At 38.4% G+C, this 19,166-nt stretch carries 16 protein-coding genes and 2 pseudogenes; 14 read left to right on the top strand and 4 right to left on the bottom strand.

The window, feature by feature from the left end:
* Positions 1-114: 114 nt before the first annotated feature.
* The 9 genes from F4V44_RS06775 to F4V44_RS06735 all read left to right on the top strand — a co-directional run bounded on the left by F4V44_RS06775 (position 115) and on the right by F4V44_RS06735 (position 10,520).
* Positions 115-1,494, top strand: coding sequence for an MFS transporter (locus F4V44_RS06775; protein ID WP_223881823.1), 1,380 nt, complete (start codon positions 115-117; stop codon positions 1,492-1,494).
* A 174-nt stretch (positions 1,495-1,668) separates the two neighbouring features.
* Complete coding sequence (locus F4V44_RS06770; protein WP_150439241.1) at positions 1,669-2,313, top strand: GntR family transcriptional regulator; 645 nt, start codon at positions 1,669-1,671, stop codon at positions 2,311-2,313.
* Positions 2,314-2,576: 263 nt separating this feature from the next.
* Complete coding sequence (gene fdhA / locus F4V44_RS06765) at positions 2,577-3,791, top strand: formaldehyde dehydrogenase, glutathione-independent (protein WP_150439240.1); 1,215 nt, start codon at positions 2,577-2,579, stop codon at positions 3,789-3,791.
* A 54-nt stretch (positions 3,792-3,845) separates the two neighbouring features.
* Complete coding sequence (locus F4V44_RS28375; protein WP_150439239.1) at positions 3,846-3,977, top strand: hypothetical protein; 132 nt, start codon at positions 3,846-3,848, stop codon at positions 3,975-3,977.
* Between the two features lie 48 nt (positions 3,978-4,025).
* Positions 4,026-5,039, top strand: coding sequence for a TRAP transporter substrate-binding protein (locus tag F4V44_RS06755; RefSeq protein WP_150439238.1), 1,014 nt, complete (start codon positions 4,026-4,028; stop codon positions 5,037-5,039).
* A gap of 35 nt (positions 5,040-5,074) precedes the next feature.
* Positions 5,075-5,620, top strand: a complete 546-nt coding sequence (locus F4V44_RS06750) for a TRAP transporter small permease (protein ID WP_150439237.1) — start codon at positions 5,075-5,077, stop codon at positions 5,618-5,620.
* 10 nt (positions 5,621-5,630) lie between these two features.
* Positions 5,631-6,896 carry a TRAP transporter large permease gene (locus F4V44_RS06745; RefSeq protein ID WP_191090603.1) on the top strand — a complete coding sequence of 422 codons (1,266 nt, stop codon included), beginning with the start codon at positions 5,631-5,633 and terminating at the stop codon, positions 6,894-6,896.
* Between the two features lie 31 nt (positions 6,897-6,927).
* Complete coding sequence (locus F4V44_RS06740; protein WP_150439235.1) at positions 6,928-8,409, top strand: aldehyde dehydrogenase family protein; 1,482 nt, start codon at positions 6,928-6,930, stop codon at positions 8,407-8,409.
* 191 nt (positions 8,410-8,600) lie between these two features.
* Complete coding sequence (locus tag F4V44_RS06735; protein WP_150439234.1) at positions 8,601-10,520, top strand: XylR N-terminal domain-containing protein; 1,920 nt, start codon at positions 8,601-8,603, stop codon at positions 10,518-10,520.
* 293 nt (positions 10,521-10,813) lie between these two features.
* Here F4V44_RS06735 and F4V44_RS06730 read toward each other — a convergent pair.
* From F4V44_RS06730 to F4V44_RS06720, 3 genes and pseudogenes are all read right to left on the bottom strand, one after another.
* Positions 10,814-11,287: pseudogene (locus F4V44_RS06730) on the bottom strand (transposase); the annotation flags it as partial.
* A 300-nt stretch (positions 11,288-11,587) separates the two neighbouring features.
* A complete protein-coding gene (locus F4V44_RS06725) occupies positions 11,588-12,094 on the bottom strand; it encodes a 2,4'-dihydroxyacetophenone dioxygenase family protein (RefSeq protein ID WP_150439233.1) in 507 nt (168 codons plus the stop codon).
* A 39-nt stretch (positions 12,095-12,133) separates the two neighbouring features.
* Positions 12,134-12,775, bottom strand: coding sequence for a hypothetical protein (locus tag F4V44_RS06720; RefSeq protein WP_150439232.1), 642 nt, complete (start codon positions 12,773-12,775; stop codon positions 12,134-12,136).
* 153 nt (positions 12,776-12,928) lie between these two features.
* Between F4V44_RS06720 and F4V44_RS06715 the strand changes: the two genes are divergently transcribed.
* Positions 12,929-14,797, top strand: a complete 1,869-nt coding sequence (locus F4V44_RS06715; RefSeq protein WP_150439231.1) for a helix-turn-helix domain-containing protein — start codon at positions 12,929-12,931, stop codon at positions 14,795-14,797.
* 148 nt (positions 14,798-14,945) lie between these two features.
* On the opposite strand, the gene F4V44_RS06710 is transcribed toward F4V44_RS06715, so the two are convergent.
* Complete coding sequence (locus F4V44_RS06710) at positions 14,946-15,224, bottom strand: alpha/beta fold hydrolase (RefSeq protein ID WP_150439230.1); 279 nt, start codon at positions 15,222-15,224, stop codon at positions 14,946-14,948.
* 74 nt (positions 15,225-15,298) lie between these two features.
* Here F4V44_RS06710 and F4V44_RS06705 point away from each other — a divergent pair.
* The 4 genes and pseudogenes from F4V44_RS06705 to F4V44_RS06690 all read left to right on the top strand — a co-directional run.
* Positions 15,299-15,547, top strand: a pseudogene (locus F4V44_RS06705) (transposase); the annotation flags it as partial.
* Between the two features lie 380 nt (positions 15,548-15,927).
* Complete coding sequence (locus F4V44_RS06700; protein ID WP_150439229.1) at positions 15,928-17,205, top strand: MFS transporter; 1,278 nt, start codon at positions 15,928-15,930, stop codon at positions 17,203-17,205.
* A 33-nt stretch (positions 17,206-17,238) separates the two neighbouring features.
* A complete protein-coding gene (locus tag F4V44_RS06695; protein WP_150439228.1) occupies positions 17,239-18,309 on the top strand; it encodes a 2,3-butanediol dehydrogenase in 1,071 nt (356 codons plus the stop codon).
* A 26-nt stretch (positions 18,310-18,335) separates the two neighbouring features.
* Positions 18,336-19,079: a glucose 1-dehydrogenase gene (locus F4V44_RS06690; RefSeq protein ID WP_150439227.1), complete on the top strand. Its 744-nt coding sequence runs from the start codon at positions 18,336-18,338 to the stop codon at positions 19,077-19,079.
* Positions 19,080-19,166 lie beyond the last annotated feature (87 nt).

Here is a 19,166-nt window from a genome sequence, read left to right as displayed (position 1 = left end):
ACTTACAATGATTATTATGAGTAAATTTTACTGTTTAATAGTGTATAGTGGTGCCAGACATTTGAGACAGCCTCTTTTCATTTTAATCATACATAAATAAAGGGAGTAATAGGCATGCGTACAATTGATGCACAAGATGTTGTATCTGCTAGTAAATTTAACCGCTTTCATTTATTGGTTTTTGTCTGGTGTTTTTATCTCATCGGTTTTGATGGATATGATATTGCTATGTATGGTGTTGGATTGTCATCGATGATGGCAGAATGGAATTTAACCCCAATGCAGGCAGGAGCGGTGGGAAGCTATTCATTAATTGGTATGATGTTAGGGGCACTCGTACTATCTCCATTGGCTGATAAATTTGGTCGTAAAAATGCCATTGTACTATGTATGTTTTTGTTCAGTGCCTTTACGTTAGCAGCTGGATTCTCTCCTAATCTTATTTGGTTTACGGTTATGCGCTTTATATCTGCCATTGGAATGGGAGGATTGATGCCGAACTGTATTTCCCTTATGACAGAGTATTCACCGAAAAAGAACCGTCCTATCCTTGTAGGATCGATTTATATTGGCTATGCATTAGGTGGTATTTTAGCATCATTAATTGGAATGTTTTTGATTCAACAGACAAACTGGAGGATATTGTATTATATCGGCGGAATTCCTTTGCTGACAATCCCTCTATTTATTAAATACTTTCCTGAATCACTGTCTTATTATTTAGCTAAAAAACAGATTGGAAAAGTGGTAGAAATCCTTAATAAAGTAAAACCAGACGGAGATTTTAAAGAAACAGATGATTATAAGCTAGAAATGGCGGCAAAAGAAAGTCAAGGCTTTCCGGTTAAAAAGCTGTTTACCAACAATAGGGCATTCAGCACAATTGCTTTTTGGATGGCTGTATTTTGTACAATGATGATCGTATACGGGCTAAACACATGGCTGCCAAAATTAATGCAAGATGCAGGTTTTAGTATGAAATCAAGCTTGTCATTTAATATGGTGGTTAGTTTTGGTCAAATCATCGGAACTTTGGCAGGGGGTTACTTTGCTAACAAAATAGGACATAAGAGGGTCCTAGTTACTTCATTTGCCCTGGGTATTGTTGCGTTTATAGGCATGAGTCTTACGTCAAATATTGCTTTTGTATACATTTTGATTTTTCTTGCAGGTGTAGGTACATTTGGAGGTATGAACTTAGCAAATCCATACATTGCTGAGTACTACCCTCGTGAAATACGCGCAACCGGATCAGGATACTCGCTGGCTGTGGGACGTATTGGTTCCATTCTTGCACCAACGTTAATCGCTATGCTAATTACAACAGGTATTGATACTAAATTTGCATTTGCTTTGTTTGCGGTACCATGTATTCTTGTATCTCTTGGTTACCTGCTGGTTCAAGAAAAGTATGCGTCTTTTGACAAAGTGATGGAAGAAAACGATATAAATGGATCATCATCTGTTATCAAAAGGAGATCCATATCCAGCTAGAAATACTAAACAAAAATATGTCTATGTATAAACCAAATACTCTATATCTAAAATTAATTTTCGGAATATTCAAATTTAAATAAAGGAGCGGCTGTTACAGCCCTCTTTTTTAAACATGCGGATAGTAGAGATAGAAAGAAAATGTTCATCCTGTAAAGGGGAAGGGGGGGTATTATGGCCGTAACACAAATGGAAATAGCCTATGAATATATTAAAGAGAGAATTTTAAATGGTGTTTTTAAACCATCTCAAAAATTAACAGAAAATAAATTGGCTGAAGACATTAATGTGAGTAGAAGTACGGTCAAAAAGGCTCTAATGATGCTGGAAAAAGAAAATTTAGTAACGGTTGAAATGAATAAAGGGGCCACCATCAAGTCGTTCACATTGGAAGAAATGATGAATTATTTAGAAATGCGTGAAGTATTGGAAGGGTTAATTGGCAGAAAAGCGGCATTAAACATTATGGACAATGATTTAGTACGATTGGAAGAACTTTTTTCTGAAATGAGTACGTTAATACAAGAGAACCGTTTTGATGAATATTCAAAGAAAAATCGTCTGTTTCATCAAATTATTTATCAGGCTTCGAACAATCCGGAAGCTGTTAAAATGATTAATACTATTAAAACACAGCTTAATCGATCCTATTTTCGAACGATTTTGGTCCCTGGCAGAAAGGATCTTTCGATTAAAGAGCATGAAGCGATTTTAAAAGCTTTACAGAGCAGGGATCCAGTCAAATGTGAGGAAGCTGTAAAAAAACATATAATGAATATTCGGGAATTAATACAGGATAACTATACTTATTTAGTTTAATTGAAAAAGGAAGAGTGGAGATCGTTTTTTATAAAATATTTTAATATTCTAACAATTGAAAAAATATATATTGACAATCAAATATTCCAAAATTATACTAAAATTATGAGCAATATTGTTCAACAAATAAGAGCTCATTATAGTTCAAAAAGGAGGTCGTACTAAAAAAAGGTAACCCTCTAAGGGTATATGAATTTTTTCTTTTTTAATAGAAGATTTCTAAATAACTAGATTCAAAGAAAATAATAATGAGGTGGATAAACATGGTGGGTAATAGAGCGGTAGTATATAAAGGTCAAGGACGTGTAGCGGTGGAGGACATTAGTTATCCTGATTTAATCCTAAGAGATGGTCCTGGTGTCAATCCTTTAAATGTTGGTCGTAAGTGTGAACATGGGGTGATACTCAAAGTCGTTACAACGAATATATGCGGAAGTGACCAGCATATGGTGCGCGGACGAACGACCGCTCCAGAAGGACTGGTTTTAGGTCATGAAATAACGGGTGAAGTGATTGAAGTAGGTCGTGATGTTGAATTTATCAAAAAAGGGGATCTGGTTTCGGTTCCTTTCAACATTGCCTGCGGGCGCTGCCGCAGCTGTAAAGAACAAAATACTCATATTTGTGAAAATGTCAATCCGGATCGTCCCGGCTCAGCTTATGGTTATGTCGATATGGGCGGATGGGTTGGCGGTCAATCTGAATATGTGATGGTTCCTTATGCTGATTTCCAATTACTGAAATTTCCTGATAAAGACAAAGCAATGGAAAAAATTCTTGATCTGACAATGCTGTCCGATATTTTCCCAACAGGCTACCATGGTGCCGTTTCTGCTGGAGTAAAACCAGGTTCCACGGTTTACGTAGCAGGTGCCGGTCCAGTTGGGTTAGCAGCAGCTCACTCAGCCCAATTGTTAGGCGCATCTGTTGTGGTTGTTGGTGATTTAAATGCTGAACGCCTAGCTCAGGCAAGAAGCTTTGGCTGTGAAACCGTAAATCTAAGTGAGCATGATCGCTTAGGTGAACAAATTGAACATATTCTCGGTGTACCTGAAGTCGATTCAGCCATTGATTGTGTCGGTTTTGAAGCACATGGTCATGGGAAGAACCATACCGAATCCCCAGCAACAGTACTTAATTCCATTATGGAAGTCACCCGTGCCGGCGGGCAGTTAGGTATTCCTGGATTGTACGTAACAGGAGATCCAGGTGCGATTGATGCTGATGCCAAACAGGGCACGTTAAAAGTCCGCTTTGGATTAGGCTGGGCAAAAGCTCATACATTTGTAACTGGCCAAACTCCGGTAATGAAGTATCACCGTGATTTGATGATGTCTATCCTAAACGGACGGGCTCAAATTGCAAAAGCAGTCAATGCCACCCTTATCTCACTTGATGAAGCACCTGATGCCTATGCAGCTTTTGACAGCGGGGTAGCAAGAAAGTTTGTTATTGACCCGCATGGTTCTGTGAGATAACTTTTTAAACTTCCTGACGGGGAAAGTTTATTTCCCCGTTTGGAAAATGATGAAATGGTTCGAAAGTTGAGTACAGAAACATCTTTACATACAACGAAAACGATTTGCAGCTCTTGTGGGACAGGCTGCGGATTGGCAGTTGAATTAAAAGATAACAAAATTATTCTATACAACATTGTTATATAGATAGTCGAAAGTGAATGTAATAAAAATAAATTTATCGAGGTGAAGAAAGTGAAAAGAAAATTATTAGTCATATTAACCGTATTTCTTATGCTTATTGTATCTGCCTGTGGAGGGGGAGGCAGCAGCAAGACTTCTTCGGATGGTGTAAAAACGATTAAATTTGCCTTTAGTGGTGCCGAATCTCATATTCACTATAAATCAGCTCTTATTTTTAAAGATGAAGTGGAAAAAAAATCGGATGGGAAAATTGCTGTTGAACTCTATCCGAACAATACATTGGGTACCGATGCTGAAACGATGAGCCAATTGAAATCCGGTTCTGTAGACATGGCTGCGATTATTTCAGGGGAATTAGCCAATCATTCTCCTAGTTTCAATGCCTGGTTTATGCCGTTTTTATTTGATAATGCTGAACAAACTTATGAAATGGGAAAAACAGACGAAGCTAAGGCACTATTTGAGACTTTAACAGAAGCAGGTGTACATCCGCTTGGTTATTTCTTGATTGAAATGCGTGATGTTTTATCAAGTAAAGAATTGATTGAAAGTATTGATGATTTCAAAGGACTTAATATTCGCGTAACTCCAAGTCCCGCTATTGTTGATTTTTGGGAGACATTAGGGGCCAACCCGACTCCGGTTGATTTTGCAGAGCTTTACAGTGCTTTCCAGACAGGCGTTGTGAATACAATCGATTCAGGATCTACAGGGATGTCATCAGGTAAGTTTTATGAAATCGGAAAAAATTATACGACAACTAATCATATGGCCTTTAACTCTGCCATCCTTGCTAGCAATAAGTTCTGGGACAGCTTATCAGATGAAGAGAAGTCCATTGTTGAAGAATCGATGAATGTGGCGGTTGAACAAAACATTTCTATTTATAAAGAATTAGCCGATGAAGCGATGGCAGCGATGAAAGAAGAAGGAGTTAAATTTACAGAAATAAAAATGGATGCAGAGTTACAAAAAGTACAAGAAGAATTTATCAAAAAATATGCAAGCAAAGATGAAAAAATTAAGGCATTCGTTGAGAAGGCAAAAGAAATCAACTCCAATTAATGTTGGAAATGGATTAAAAAGAAAGAGGTTCTGACATGATGAAATATCTTAATGGGATTGAATACGTCAGCCGTATATTTGAAAAGATAGTTATTTTCATTGTTCAGGTCAGTGTCGGGGTTTTAATACTCGACCTGAACATTGCTGTCTTATTTCGGATTTTTAAAGTTCAGCTCGTAGGTACATCGGAAATAGCTCTTTTTCTACTCGCATGGATTACGTTTCTAGGTGCGAGTCTAAGTATCAAACAGGGTTCCATGGTTGCTATTACAGTCATTTTGGAGCGGTTAAAAGGACATGTTAGTACTTCCGTACAGATCATTATCCAACTATTCGTCTTATTTTTCTCTTGTATGTTGTTTTATTATAGTTTTAATTGGATCACGGCACCGAATGTGCAAAGTACTTTATCATCAGCATTGCAGATTCCGATGTGGATTCCATATTCCATTATTCCGTTAACGACGCTGCTTACCATCATATTCTGTATCAGTAATATCATTCAATTATTAAAAACTGAATCATCAACCTCAGTTGCTGATTACCAGCAAAGTATAGAAAAAGAATGGGGGGTAGAGTAAATTGCTTATCATGTTTCTGTCGTTTGTCATTCTTCTTTTCCTAGGTGTTCCGATTGCCTATGTGCTCGGAATCAGTTCCCTTCTTTATATTTTGTTCAGCGGCGATATGCTTTTACTAGAGTCAGCCTCCCATAGGGTCTATTCGGGAATTCAAAACTTTGGAATGTTGGCGATCCCGCTGTTCATCTTTGTCGGAGAAGTGATGAATTCTGGCGGTATCACAAAAAGACTGATTTCCTTTTGTCAAGTGATTCTGGGGCATTTCCGCGGAGGCTTAGCCTATGTAAATGTTGTTGCAAATATGTTCTTGGCCTCTATTTTAGGATCTGCTAATGCTCAAACAGCTATGATGAGCAGGGTGATGGTACCTGCCATGGAAAAAGAAGGATATAAGAAGGAGTTTAGCTCAGCACTCACGGTTTCATCAGCATTGTTGGGACCCATCATTCCTCCAAGCCTTGTTTTCATTATTTATGGAGTTACAGCTGAGGCATCGATTGCCAAAATGTTTTTGGGTGGAATAATTCCTGGATTTTTAATTGGTGGGGGTCTTATCCTTTTAATTGCTGCTATATCGAAAAAAGAAAAATTTCCTAAAGCTGATAGAGCCAGTTTTAAAACAGTTGTGAAAAGTTTTGTGAATGTCATTCCAGCATTAAGTATTCCTGCCATCATTCTAATCGGAATTTTGTCAGGCGTATTTACAGCAACCGAATCAGCTGCTGTTGCCGCCTTGATTGCCATGTTAATTGGCTGGCTGCTTTATAAAGAATTGAAGCTGAAGGAATTACCAAAAATTTTAATGAATACAGCACTGAATACGGCCATTGTTACGTTTATTGTGGCTATGGCAAGCTTGTTCAGCTGGATTTTGACTTTTGAAAGAATACCGAATCAGGTGGCAGACTTCCTAATTTCCATTTCTGACAGCCCATTTGTGTTCTTGTTATTAATCAATATTATCTTTTTAATTGTGGGGATGTTCCTGGATGGAATGGCTGCCATGATTATCCTGGTTCCAATATTATTACCGGTAGCCGTGCAATTCGGAATTGATCCGATTCAGTTTGGGATTATCCTTTGTGTGAACTTAACCATTGGCTTAATCACACCTCCAGTTGGAACCGCATTATTTATCGCTTCATCCATGAGTAATATCAAAATTGAGAGATTGTCTCGGACACTCATTCCCTTTATTGGAGTCGCTCTTGTCGCACTAGTCATTATTACTTATATTCCAGCTGTCACTTTATGGATTCCTAGTTTGTTTGGTTAATAAATAAATAGAATAACGGAGGGAATATTCTATGGAAAATAAAACACTGATAGTTGTTCAATCCATCATAAACGGGAAAAAAGTGAAAACTGAAAAACAATATTCTCGTGAGAATCCGACAAACCCTGAGGAGATTGTGGGTTATGCTCCAATCAATACAAGGGAAGATGCAGTAACGGCGATTGAAGCAGCTTCAAATGCATTCAAGTCATGGGCACGAACATCGATAGATGAACGGATTGAACGGATGCAGCGTGCCATCCAAAAGCTGAAGGACAGAGGCCCTGAGCTTTCAGAACTACTTTCTCGTGAACATGGGAAACCCCTCTATGATGCACAAGGGGAACTTTTTGTATCGATTATGTGGATGGAACATGCATGCAATAGAGTAAAGGAAGTTGTAAAGGGAAAAGTACAGGAACATGAAAATGGAAAAACCATTATTACTTATGATCCAATGGGAGTAGTCTCAGCTATTTTCCCGTGGAACTATCCTATTTCACTTTCCACTATTAAAATAGCACCGGCACTATTAACAGGTAATACAGTGGTGCTCAAGCCAAGTCCGTATGCCCCGCTTGCTGTCAGTCAGGCAATCGAAATATTGGCTGAAGAGTTTCCGCCGGGTGTCATTAACCTGGTACATGGAGAATCAGATGTGGGTGTGGAATTAACCACCAATCCGAAGGTAGCTAAAATTGCCTTTACCGGCGGTACCGAAACAGCCAAACATATTATGAAATCTGCTGCTGATACGATAAAGAATTTGACACTTGAATTAGGTGGGAACGATGCTGCTATTTTCCTTCCTGAATTTGATGTGAACGACAAACAAGCGATGCGCCGATTAGTCATTGCCAACTTCCTTAATAATGGTCAAATTTGCATGATTGCAAAGCGGGTGTATGTGCATCGTTCGATTTATCATGAATTTGTGGAAAAGTATATCGAGGCAGCTAATAAGTGGATCCGTATAGGAGACCCATTGAAGCAAGAAACAACGATGGGGCCGGTGAACAATCCTGCGCAGCTCAATTTTGTTAAGGGTTTACTTGATGATGCTAAGAACCGTGGTGCTGAGGTTATTTCCCTCGGAAAGATCCTAGAACAGGATGTCTTTGAAAAGGGTTATTTTATGCAGCCGGCATTGGTATTAAATGCAGATTATCATGAACGGATAGTGGTGGAAGAACAGTTTGGTCCTGCGGTACCAATTCTTCCGTATGATGATGAAGAACAGGTAATTTCCTTGGTCAATAATAGTATATATGGTCTTACAAGCTCAATCTGGGGAGAAGAAGAACATGCTATCCGGGTAGCGCGCCGCATAGAGGCAGGAACAACCATGATCAATACAGCCGCCATTATGGGTCTAGATGTCAGGTTCCCATTCGGGGGAGTAAAACAATCAGGCATTGGTCGTGAATACGGTGACGAAGGGCTATTAGCTTATGTTCAATCACATGTTATTAACGTTCCAAATGTTTTAGACCTGCCATATATTCCAGAATAGTTTACTAAACTAAATGGAAATGAATGACGTATAGTTTGTATGTTAAGCATAAAAAAATATCCTCATCACTCAGAAAAACATTAAATGGGGTATTCGGTATGAGAATGAGAGTATTCAGTTGGATACTCTCTTTTCTCATACTCTCTTATAATACTTATTTATATAACTAATGTCTATGAGAGGAGTAATACATGATTACTAACTCACAAATGAATATAGAAGATATAATCAAATTCTACCCTGAATCTGGAAGAATCCATTTAAACAACAAAAGGATGATTTTAATGGAGGCGGATGCATATGGCACATTACGAAGAGACCTCATCGCTTCGTTAGGCATTGACAGGGCAAAAGGATTTTTATTACGGCACGGATGGAGTTATGGCATCAATGTCGCAAAGCATTTAAAAGAAATGTTTCCTTTTGACTCGGAAAGTGAATGGCTTTCCGCAGGGGGGTATGTACACGGAATGACTGGGTATGTTTCAGTGGAGGTCAAAGAACTTATATTTGATCCTGCTACAAAGGGCTATTATTCAGAGTGCTACTGGTATGATTCTGTTGAAGCAGAACAACATGTTCAAAATTTTGGATATCATCATGAACCGGTTTGTTTTAATCTTGTTGGAACTGCAGGAGGTTACGTCAGTGCTCAATTGGGCAGGAAAATAATTTTCAAGGAAATTGAATGTGTAGGAAAGGGTGACTTACGTTGCCGATTGATCGGAAAACCAATTGAAGATTGGGGAGCGGATATTGACACTGAATTGCAATATTATGAAGAGGAAAATCTAGCACAGGAGTTGGATCGCGCTTTTCTTCGAATTGAGAAACAAAAAGAAATTTTTAAAAGAGCATTAAAGATTAATGAAAAACTATCAAAAGTACTACTAGCAGGCGGTGGATTGGAATCTGTTGTTAAAATTTTGGGAGAAGAATTAAACCATACTGTGATAATAGAAGATAAAAATTTTAATATATTAGAATCGTATGGAAGATATAAGAAGCATAACTTATTAGAACTTATTAAGTTCCCGAATCATGAACCAACCTTGAGAAAACAAATTAATCAAGTAATAAATGAAAAAAGAACGGTTCATATGACTGTTCCCGAGCAGTTCGGCTGGCTGCATGAACGGCTTATCTCACCTATTATCATAAAAAATGAGATTCTGGGGTACATATCCTTCCTTAAAGAAGCTGGCAGGTATGATGAAATGGAATACATCTCCTTAGAGAGAGCCTCTACAATTTGTGCTATTTATCTATTAAACGAACGGACAGCTATAGAAATGATACAACAAATAAAGGGTGAATTTCTCAATGAACTGATAAGAGGTTCATACAATGAAGAAATCATGTATCGTATACAAATTTTAGGATATAACCTTAAGCAAGAACATTATGTGTTCTTATTTCATTTAGAGACCGCCGCTGAGTATAAAGGCAATGAAGAACATTTAATAAAAGTAAAGAAACAAATCTCTGAGATGATTGATCATCACGTGAAAAGTTTAGGGCAACCTTGTCTTATGTCAACAAAGCTAAATCAAATTGTCATTCTAATGCCTCATGAGATTATCAAAAGATCCAAGCTCGAGGTAAATGAATTTGGCCAAACACTCCTAAACGGCATCACAAATAAATATAGGAACTTTAACATCATGTTGGGAATTAGTTCTATTTGCAAACAGATAAAAACGTTGAAAAAAGGATTTGAGGAAGCGGAAAAAGCCATTGAGATTTTGAAACTAAAGAGAAGTCCTTTGCGGGTAATTTATTTCGGTGAGCTCGGTTTTATTGGGAAAATCTTCTGTTCTGAGAATTTAGCTGACCTTGAAAACCATGCCTGTGAGTTATTAAATGAGATAAAGGCTTATGATGAGCAATATAATTCGGAATTATTAAAGACGCTCTATTATTTTATTGAGAATCAAGGAAATATGCAAAAAACTTCGCGCGATTTGAATATTTCTATGGGGGCAATTAGGTACCGTATGAAACGGATTCAGGAGCTCAGTAATTTGGATTTTACAAATAGCCAAGACTTTTTTGATGCCCATTTGGCTGTGCAAGTATACAGTTTCTTAGGGATGATGAAATTTAACTAAGTAAACAATGCGGAAATTCGGTATTAAAAAAGAGGCCAGTTCTCTGGAGGGCACTGAAAATCTTCCGAGTTTTTGGAGAGATTTAAAATGTGATAACAAAAAAACGACTCAAACTGTTAATTTTGAGTCGTTTTTTTAAGTAAATTGGAGTCTGTGTCCCTCTAGTTTAGTCGATTAGTTTTACTATTCTTTTTAAGTTTACTGTAAAAATAGCTATAGCACCTTGCAATTCCATGCCAACTAGACCCGAGGATTTTGCCACGTTATACCCGTGTCTGTGTTTTAATTCGCTATTTTTCGCCTGTAGTAATAGTCGCGGCAGTAATGATTCTTTCTTCATTCATGGCAATATGTGTTTTATAGCCAAAAAATGAAGAATCGGCCGTTTTATGTCCTACTTTTGTATCCTTATCATTAGAAGTCTGTAAATGTTCGATATCATCAGAGACTGTTTCTTTTAACAGGTTTAACTGTTCCTCTGGGACCATATGAAAAAAATATTTAAAAGACATGTCGTATCTTGAACGCTCAACTATGTCTACATCGGATAGGTCATAAATAGTCTTTAACAATAAATATTTGAACATGCGAATAGGGTCGATAGCATGTCGACCATTATTATGGCAATATTTATCCTTAAGCTCGTCATAAACAAAAGAGAAGTCCACTAAATCGTTAATTTTACGCAACATATTATCATTTGGAACAATTAAAGCATAAAGATCCATATATTTACTAAAAACCATTGATTCTTGATTTTGTATCATAGTATCCATCCATTTGAAATTGATACTATAATTATATCTTTTTACAATATTTAGGAGTTTTTTCAGTGCCCTCGATTATTCCGCTGACTCTTCTTTTATGAAAAATTCTTTAGAAAAATGTGAGTTTATAATGAAGGGAGTCTACACTATTTAGAATTAGGAGGGGAGGTAGTTATTATGTGATTCTACCGAAATATATACTAAGAGGAAAACCATAAAGGGAATAAAGAGGGGCTGGCTGTATTGCTTCCAGCGGAAGCAATACAGCCAGCCCTGTGATATAGGCATAACCTATCCTTTTCACAGAAACAACTTCTGATTAATCGGTAAATTATGTTCTTCACAGTAGCTCATATAATGGTCGATGAACCAGTACACATCTATAATGAAGAGAATGCGGTCTTCGTCGTCGAGGAATTCTTCGGCTCCATTTAAATGAAATAAGGTTTTCATGCCATTATCAGACATGAGGGTGTGGGTTCTGCCTGGACTTTCACGGATGAAATCTCCAGGTTTGGCGACCCAATCATACTCTTCATAATACCAGCTTCCTTCAAGGGTAAAGCCTGTGACAGGACCGCGGTGACGGTGGCGGCCTAGTGAACCGCCGGCGTCTACGCGAAGGATATTAACGGCTGAGTTATTGCGGACATCAAAGGACAAATGACGAATCCATACTTTATCATTTCCTGGAAATGGAATCCAAGGAGATTCTTCCTCAGATACGCTCAAATATCCCTCTTCCAAAGCAAAGTGGTCACGTCGTATATCTAATTTTTCCTCAATCGTAATATAGCTTTCAATCATTTTCGTTACCCCCTAATTTTTAATGAAATGAATCCTTAATCAAACTTTGCTTGCCAACTGTTGCTTCACCACTTCTAGTGTCCAGTATTTATCCGGGCGGCCAGCTTCCAGACGTTCCAGTACTTCTTTATGAATCTGCGCTACTTCAGCAGTTGTGATCAAATCCTCATCAGCCACTTCTTCAATAACCACTGTTGTTTTATCTTCGTATAGATGCTCTCCTTTTAAGCGGGCAGTTTCTGGATCATATGGCCATAAGAAAACTTGGCGGCTTGAATAGTGATAGATTTTTTCTGGATCGGCTACATGAAATCCTAAGTCAAGCAGGGCCTGTCCTTTAATTAATTGATGAAAGGTAAGCTCGTCAGCGATTCCCCAATCTGCTACTGCTAATAGCTCGTCGGAGTGCCAAAGAACGGATTGAGCGGCAATATTGTAGAAGTCAACTACACCCTCTTTTTCCTCAACAACCATTGGATTCTCACCCCATGTGATGCGGTAGACGGGGTGATCCACTGTCATATCAGAAGCAATGATTTTATCAAATTGACCAGAACCCTCCAGATGGATATGGCGGCGATAATTTTCAAGGATGGCAATATGGAGCGGGTTTGTCGTCTTTTCTATTAGATCGGCTATGGGCTGTGTACAGGTTCTGATTGTTTCTTTGAATTTACTCATACTTCATTCCTCCAATTGTGTGAACGTTTTCAAAAACCATTGGCGCCTGGTTTGTATGATCATTTTATTGTAAAAATAGCACGAATAATAGTACAATAATTGTTAATATTATGAATATTTTTAATAATAAAGACTAAAGGATGGGACCGTCCATTGACAAATATTATTAATTCAGATGAGATGATCAAATACTTACCGGAATCTGGACAACTTTTGGGCACTCTACGGAAAAATTTGATTTCTGCCTTGGGGATGGATCGTGCCAAAGGATTTTTGCTTCGGTATGGCTGGGATTGCGGTGAAAAATTTTCTGAGCTATTAAAAAGCAAGGATGAATATAGCTCATTAACGTTAGAGGATTTATTCCTTTCTGGTTCGCAGATACACGGTTTGACGGCGGATTTGGGTATTTCTGTTACAAAATTAGTCGTTGATCCAGACACAAAAGATTACTTTTCAGAAGGATATTGGAAATATTCACAAGAAGCGGAGAAACATATTGAACATTTTGGTTTCTCCTATGAACCGGTTTGCTTTACATTAACAGGCTATGCCGGTGGATATGTCAGCAGTATCCTGGGGAGGCAGGTTATTTTTAAAGAAGTAGAATGCAAAGGGAAGGGAGACCCTTATTGCCGTTGGATTGCGAAGCCTGTTGCTGATTGGGCGGAGGAGATTATGGATGAATTACCCTACTATCAGGAGGAAAATCTAGGCCAGGAATTAGACAACGCTTTCAAACGGATCGAAGAGCAGAAGGATGTATTCAAACGAGCTTTGCAGATCAGCGAAAAATTACCGAATGCTATCTTAAACGGGAGCGGGCTGCAAGGACTAATTACACTTATTGAAAAAGAAATGAACTATCCAGTCATCATTGAGAATATTCAATTTGAACGGATTGAGGCAAGTTCTTCTGTGAAAAATGACAACTTAAATCCCGATTTTGTCAATAAAGAATTAAAAAAAATGATTCAGTCTACCCTCCATTCAAAAAAGACGATCCTCTTAAAGGTTCCGACAGCAGAGAATGAAGTCTATAGCCGGCTTATTTCACCTATTTTTCTAAGAAATAAATTATTTGGTTTTCTTTCTTTTATTAAAAAAACAGGTGATTTCTCTGAACTGGATTATTTATTAATTGAAAGAGCCTCTTCAGTGAGTGCCATTCAAATATTAAATGAGACGTCTGCTTTTGAAAATGAACACCGTTTAAAAGAGGAGCTGCTGAATGTTCTTTTTCAAAGTGATATCCCTCAGGCGGATATCATCTACCGTTTAAAATTAGCTGGCTATAATATTGAGCAGCCGCAGTATGTGTATCTGTTTCATCTAAATAAGCACGATCCAAAGGAACAGCTGCTTGATGAAGCTTTTATCGAATTTAAAAAATCGGCTGTTGATCGATTTTACAAAGCTTTGGACCAACAAAACGTGAAGGGGGTGCTTGCAACTCGGTTCAACCAGATCATCGTACTGATTTCAGAGGAATTTGTTCGAACATTTCCTTCTTTGGTGTCCTCAGGAGCTTGGCTGTTGGACCAAGTGTTTGCCGGGAACACGGAGATGGATATTACGTTAGGAATTAGTGCTTTATGTAACAAAGTAGAGGAATTGAACAGGGGGCTGGGTGAAGCACAAAAAACGATTAGCATGATGTCGTTTAGCAAGAATCCGATGAAGATAAAATCGTATAAAGAGTTAGGCGCAATTGCGAAATTTATTGAGCCTGATAACTTTTCCGAGCTCACGTTATTTGCTCACGAATTATTGGATGACATTATGGCCTATGATCAAAAGTACGGAGCGGATTTATTTCATACACTCTATTGCTACTTAGAGAATAATGGCCATATGAAAAACACGGCAAAAGAAATGCACATTTCATTAGGTTCTGCCCGCTACCGGCTGACCCGCATTCAAGAAATCGGCGGATTTGACCTTTCCACGAGTCAAGGATTTTTTGATGCCCATGTCGCTGTACAGGTATTTCTGCTTTTAGGGCTTATCGAAATATCATAGGTGCTTAGTGCCAGTATATTTCCATGTGAAATATACTGTGTTCACTCACTAATATCTTTAGAAACAGAAGACTACTCCAGTAGGAATGTCTTCTGTTTATTGATGTGCTTTGAAATGCAGGAACGATTCATGCGTGTTACCTAGACAGTTAGATCAGTGAATGCTTTAAGAAATCCACTATCACCCGGTTAAACTTCTCTCTTTCATCATGGAACACGCCATGTCCGCTTTCTTCAAAAGGAAGAAGCTGCGCATTTGGCAGCTTCTCCAACAGATGTAGCGCAAAATCATAAGGACAGATCTGGTCCTCTGTCCCGTGCAGGAGAAGAGTAGGAACATGTACACTAGATAATTCAGATCTTAAGTCCTCATCCCTTAACGCTTTGACTGATTGAATGGTGCCATACGATGAAGCGATCATACCCATATGGTTGAACCATTGTGTACATTCGGCAGAAGGTTGTTTGTTAAAAAACTTTTTGCTGAAGAGACCTTTAAGGAAAATATAAGCAGAGAGCTTGCCAAGAAGGAAAAAATGGCGAGATAAAGAATCTACACGGGTTAGATCGTACTAGGGGGTACGGTCTAAAAAGCATGTCCAGACAAGCAAATTTAACCGCCATTGCAGTTAATTTAAAGAGGATAGCGAGAATACTATCCTCTAAAAAGGGTTCCTCTTATCGAATTACACTATTTTTGCGAAAAATATCGATAGAAATATTGGGCCTCGAAAAAAATTCGTTATGGTAATGGAAATTCCATCAAAAATGACGACTTTTTCAGCAGTCTCGTTATCTGGCCTTTATTTTGTTAGAAAACCCTATTTACTAGTTATTATTGGTAGACTCATATTTTTTAAGCTTTATCTTAGGAACAGTTATTGCTAAAAGAAGACATGAATGTTAACACTTTCTGCACTATAATTTATTAGAAAATTCAAATAATATAAAAAATATAAGAAGTACCATAATCATTCATAAAACAAGGAGGAGACCAGCTAATAATAATACAGATGCATAAAAGGTTTCTAATAAAATGAGAGCGGAAACAAAGCGGGAAGGAATCACAAAATAATACAAACTTGTACATAATCTATGAAAAGCAAACGAGTGATGAAAGGGTGAATAGGCATGAAAAAAAGGAAGTTTTGGAATTACGAAAATAGGCTGCTTCTAATTTTATCATTGGGATGGGGATTTCTATTTTTTGATCGACTCGGGCTAAATTATTTAATGCCGTTTATTCTTGAAGATGTTCAAATGACAAACACCCAAATCACCTTAATTGCTGCTGCATTTTCCCTTACGTGGGCACTGGGAGGATATTTTGGAGGTTCTTTAGCGGATCGAATGGGGAAAAGGAAAACAGTATTAGTCTTCACGGTTCTGCTATTTTCTCTTTGCTCATTTACAACAGGTATCGCAACATCTTTCATGTCTTTACTTATTATACGGATGGCCATGGGGCTATTTGAAGGGCCATTCTTTCCTGCGGGTACATCCATTTTAGCTGTGGAATCATCCGAATCCCGACGTGGATTCAACTTAGGATTTCTGCAAAACTTTTCATCTAATTTCTTAGGCGGGATTTTAGGACCGATTGTTCTTGTTGCTGTTGCCGCGGCAATAGGCTGGAGAACAACGTTCTTGCTAACCATTGTTCCTGGTATCATCGTAGCACTTTTAATATGGAAATATGTTCGAGAACCAAAATCTGCAATTGAAACCGATTCAATGTCAACTGGTAGTCAGAACAAAGCTGAGAAGATTCGTCTGACGGAGCTGCTAAAAAACAAGAATATCATGTTATGTACCATTATTGGAGTATTTTTAATCCCATGGTATACGCTGTTATTTGCCTTTGCTCCGCTGTATTTGGTTCAAGTCAAAGGAGTATCTCCTAATATTATGAGCTATGTTATGGCGGCAGTTGGTCTAAGTGCAGCTGTGTGGGGGTTTGTTGTACCTGCCTTGTCTGATCGGTGGGGACGAAAGCCGGCCATGATAATATTTTCGTTAATTTCGATGTTAGGACCTTTATCCATCTTATATTTTAACGGACCATTTTGGCTGTTGATGTTACTTGTTATTATTGGGTGTGCTGGACCAGGACCAATGGCCCTCTATATGTCCATTATTCCGTCTGAAGCCCTTCCAGCTAAATATATTGGAGCTGCTGTGGGATTAACTATGGGTGCTGGTGAATTAATAGGGGGTGTTGGAATTGTAACATTAAGCGGTGTCCTTGCTGACAGCTATGGGATTGCGACTCCACTATTGATGGCAGCGGCATTTGCTCTTATAAGTGCTGTTATTGGACTGTTTTTAACAGAAACGTCACCAATTAAGGTGAAAAAAAGAGAAGAATTACAAACTCCTCCTGTATCAGAGAATCCGACTCATATTTAAATTCAATTAACCATGGAAGAGGAGAGGATCTAGTTGAAAGCTGCAAGGTGGCACGGGTTAAAAGATATCCGGGTAGAAGAAGTAGAAGAACCGGTTGTAAGTGAAGGGATGGTTAAAATAGAGGTAGAGTGGGGCGGGATTTGTGGAAGTGACCTTCACGAATATGTATCGGGTCCAATGACAATCCCTGTAAAGGAACCGCATCCATTAACAGGACAGTTAGCTCCAGTCATTCTGGGTCATGAGTTTGCAGGCCGGGTGGTTGAAATAGGTGAACGGGTGTCAAATGTGCAAATTGGTGACCGTGTTACGGTGGAACCCGTCTTAACTTGTGGGACTTGTATTCATTGCCAGAGCGGTCGTTATAATCTTTGTCCAAAGTTAGGATTTCATGGTCTTACTTCAAATGGGGGAGGATTTTCGGAATATACAACCGTACCAGCTCAATTGGTGCATAAACTGCCTGATAACATGTCGTTTGAGGAAGGTGCGGTCGTAGAACCAGCAGCGGTGGCTGTGTATGCTGTTCGCCAAAGTGGTCTAAAGGTGGGAGATACCTGTGCTGTTTTTGGTGCAGGTCCAATTGGATTGCTGCTTATTCAAGCTGCTAAAGCTGCAGGTGCCAGTAAAATTATTGCCGTGGAAGTATCCGAAAGCCGATTAACAAAAGCGGAAGCACTAGGCGCCACCCATTTAATTAATCCAAAAACGGACAAAACGGTGGATATGATTCATCATATTACCGGTAATCGAGGTGTGGATGTAAGTTATGAAGCCGCTGGAGTTGAGGCCTCTTTCTTGGAAGCTATTGAAAGCGTAAAGCCGGATGGCGAAACAGTAATCGTAAGTTTATGGGAAAACCCCGTATCATTTAATCCTAATTTGCTAGTGTTAAAAGAACGGAAGATTCGCTCTTCCTGTGCATATCGGCATGTTTTTCCAGAGGTCATTTCGTTAATAGCAAGCGGAAAAATAAATGCCAAGGGATTGATCTCTAAAAAAGTTACATTAGATCAAATAGTAGAAGAAGGGTTTAACACCCTTTTAACAGACAAATCTCACTCGAAAATTCTAGTAACACCTAAAAGCGAAAATATGAATTGAACTATTTTTTGAGAGGATTGAAAGGAATGAGATTACGAGAAAAAATTGCACTCATTACGGGTGCCGCATCGGGTCTTGGGAGAGAAACAGCCATTTTATTTGCAAAAGAAGGTGCAAAAGTTGTTTTAACAGATATCAATGAAGAGATGGGAAAAGAAGTAGTGACGATTATTCAGTCAAATGATGGCGAGGCGTTATTTTTAAAGCATAATGTGGCAGTGGAAGAAGAATGGAGGTCAGTCATCCAAACGACCCTCCAAAGCTATAATAAGCTTGATATATTGGTAAATTGTGCAGGGATAGGAACGTTTGCATCAATAGAAGATACAACATTTGAACTATGGCATAAAATTCTTAACGTTAACCTTGATGGTCCTTTTTTAGGCACTAAATATGGAATTGAAGCAATGAAACGATCGGGGCAGGGATCCATTATCAATGTTTCATCCATCGCTTCAAAGGTTGGTGATCCTGGACTAGTCGCATATAGCGCAAGCAAGGGGGGAGTAGATCAATTATCAAAGTCCGCTGCTCTTTATTGCGCGAAAGCTGGCCTGAATATTAGGGTGAATACTATACATCCAGCATATATTCAAACTCCATTGATGGCAAATGTTGAGGATGTCGAATACGTCAAATCATTACTTCCGGTGGGACATTTCGGAGAACCAATAGACGTTGCAAATGGAATTCTTTACCTAGCTTCAGATGAATCCAAGTTCACAACAGGAAGTCAACTCTTCGTTGATGGTGGATATTGCGCTCAATAGATGTAGGATGAAATGAAGCAACTAGTAGGAAAATTACGATTTCTTGTGAGTTAGTAAAATATTAATCATAAATATTAATGATAACTA

The organism is Niallia endozanthoxylica, from assembly GCF_008710145.1.
Classification (GTDB): Bacteria; Bacillota; Bacilli; order Bacillales; family Cytobacillaceae; genus Bacillus_BD; species Bacillus_BD endozanthoxylica.
This window is presented reverse-complemented; position numbering and strand designations above follow the sequence as displayed.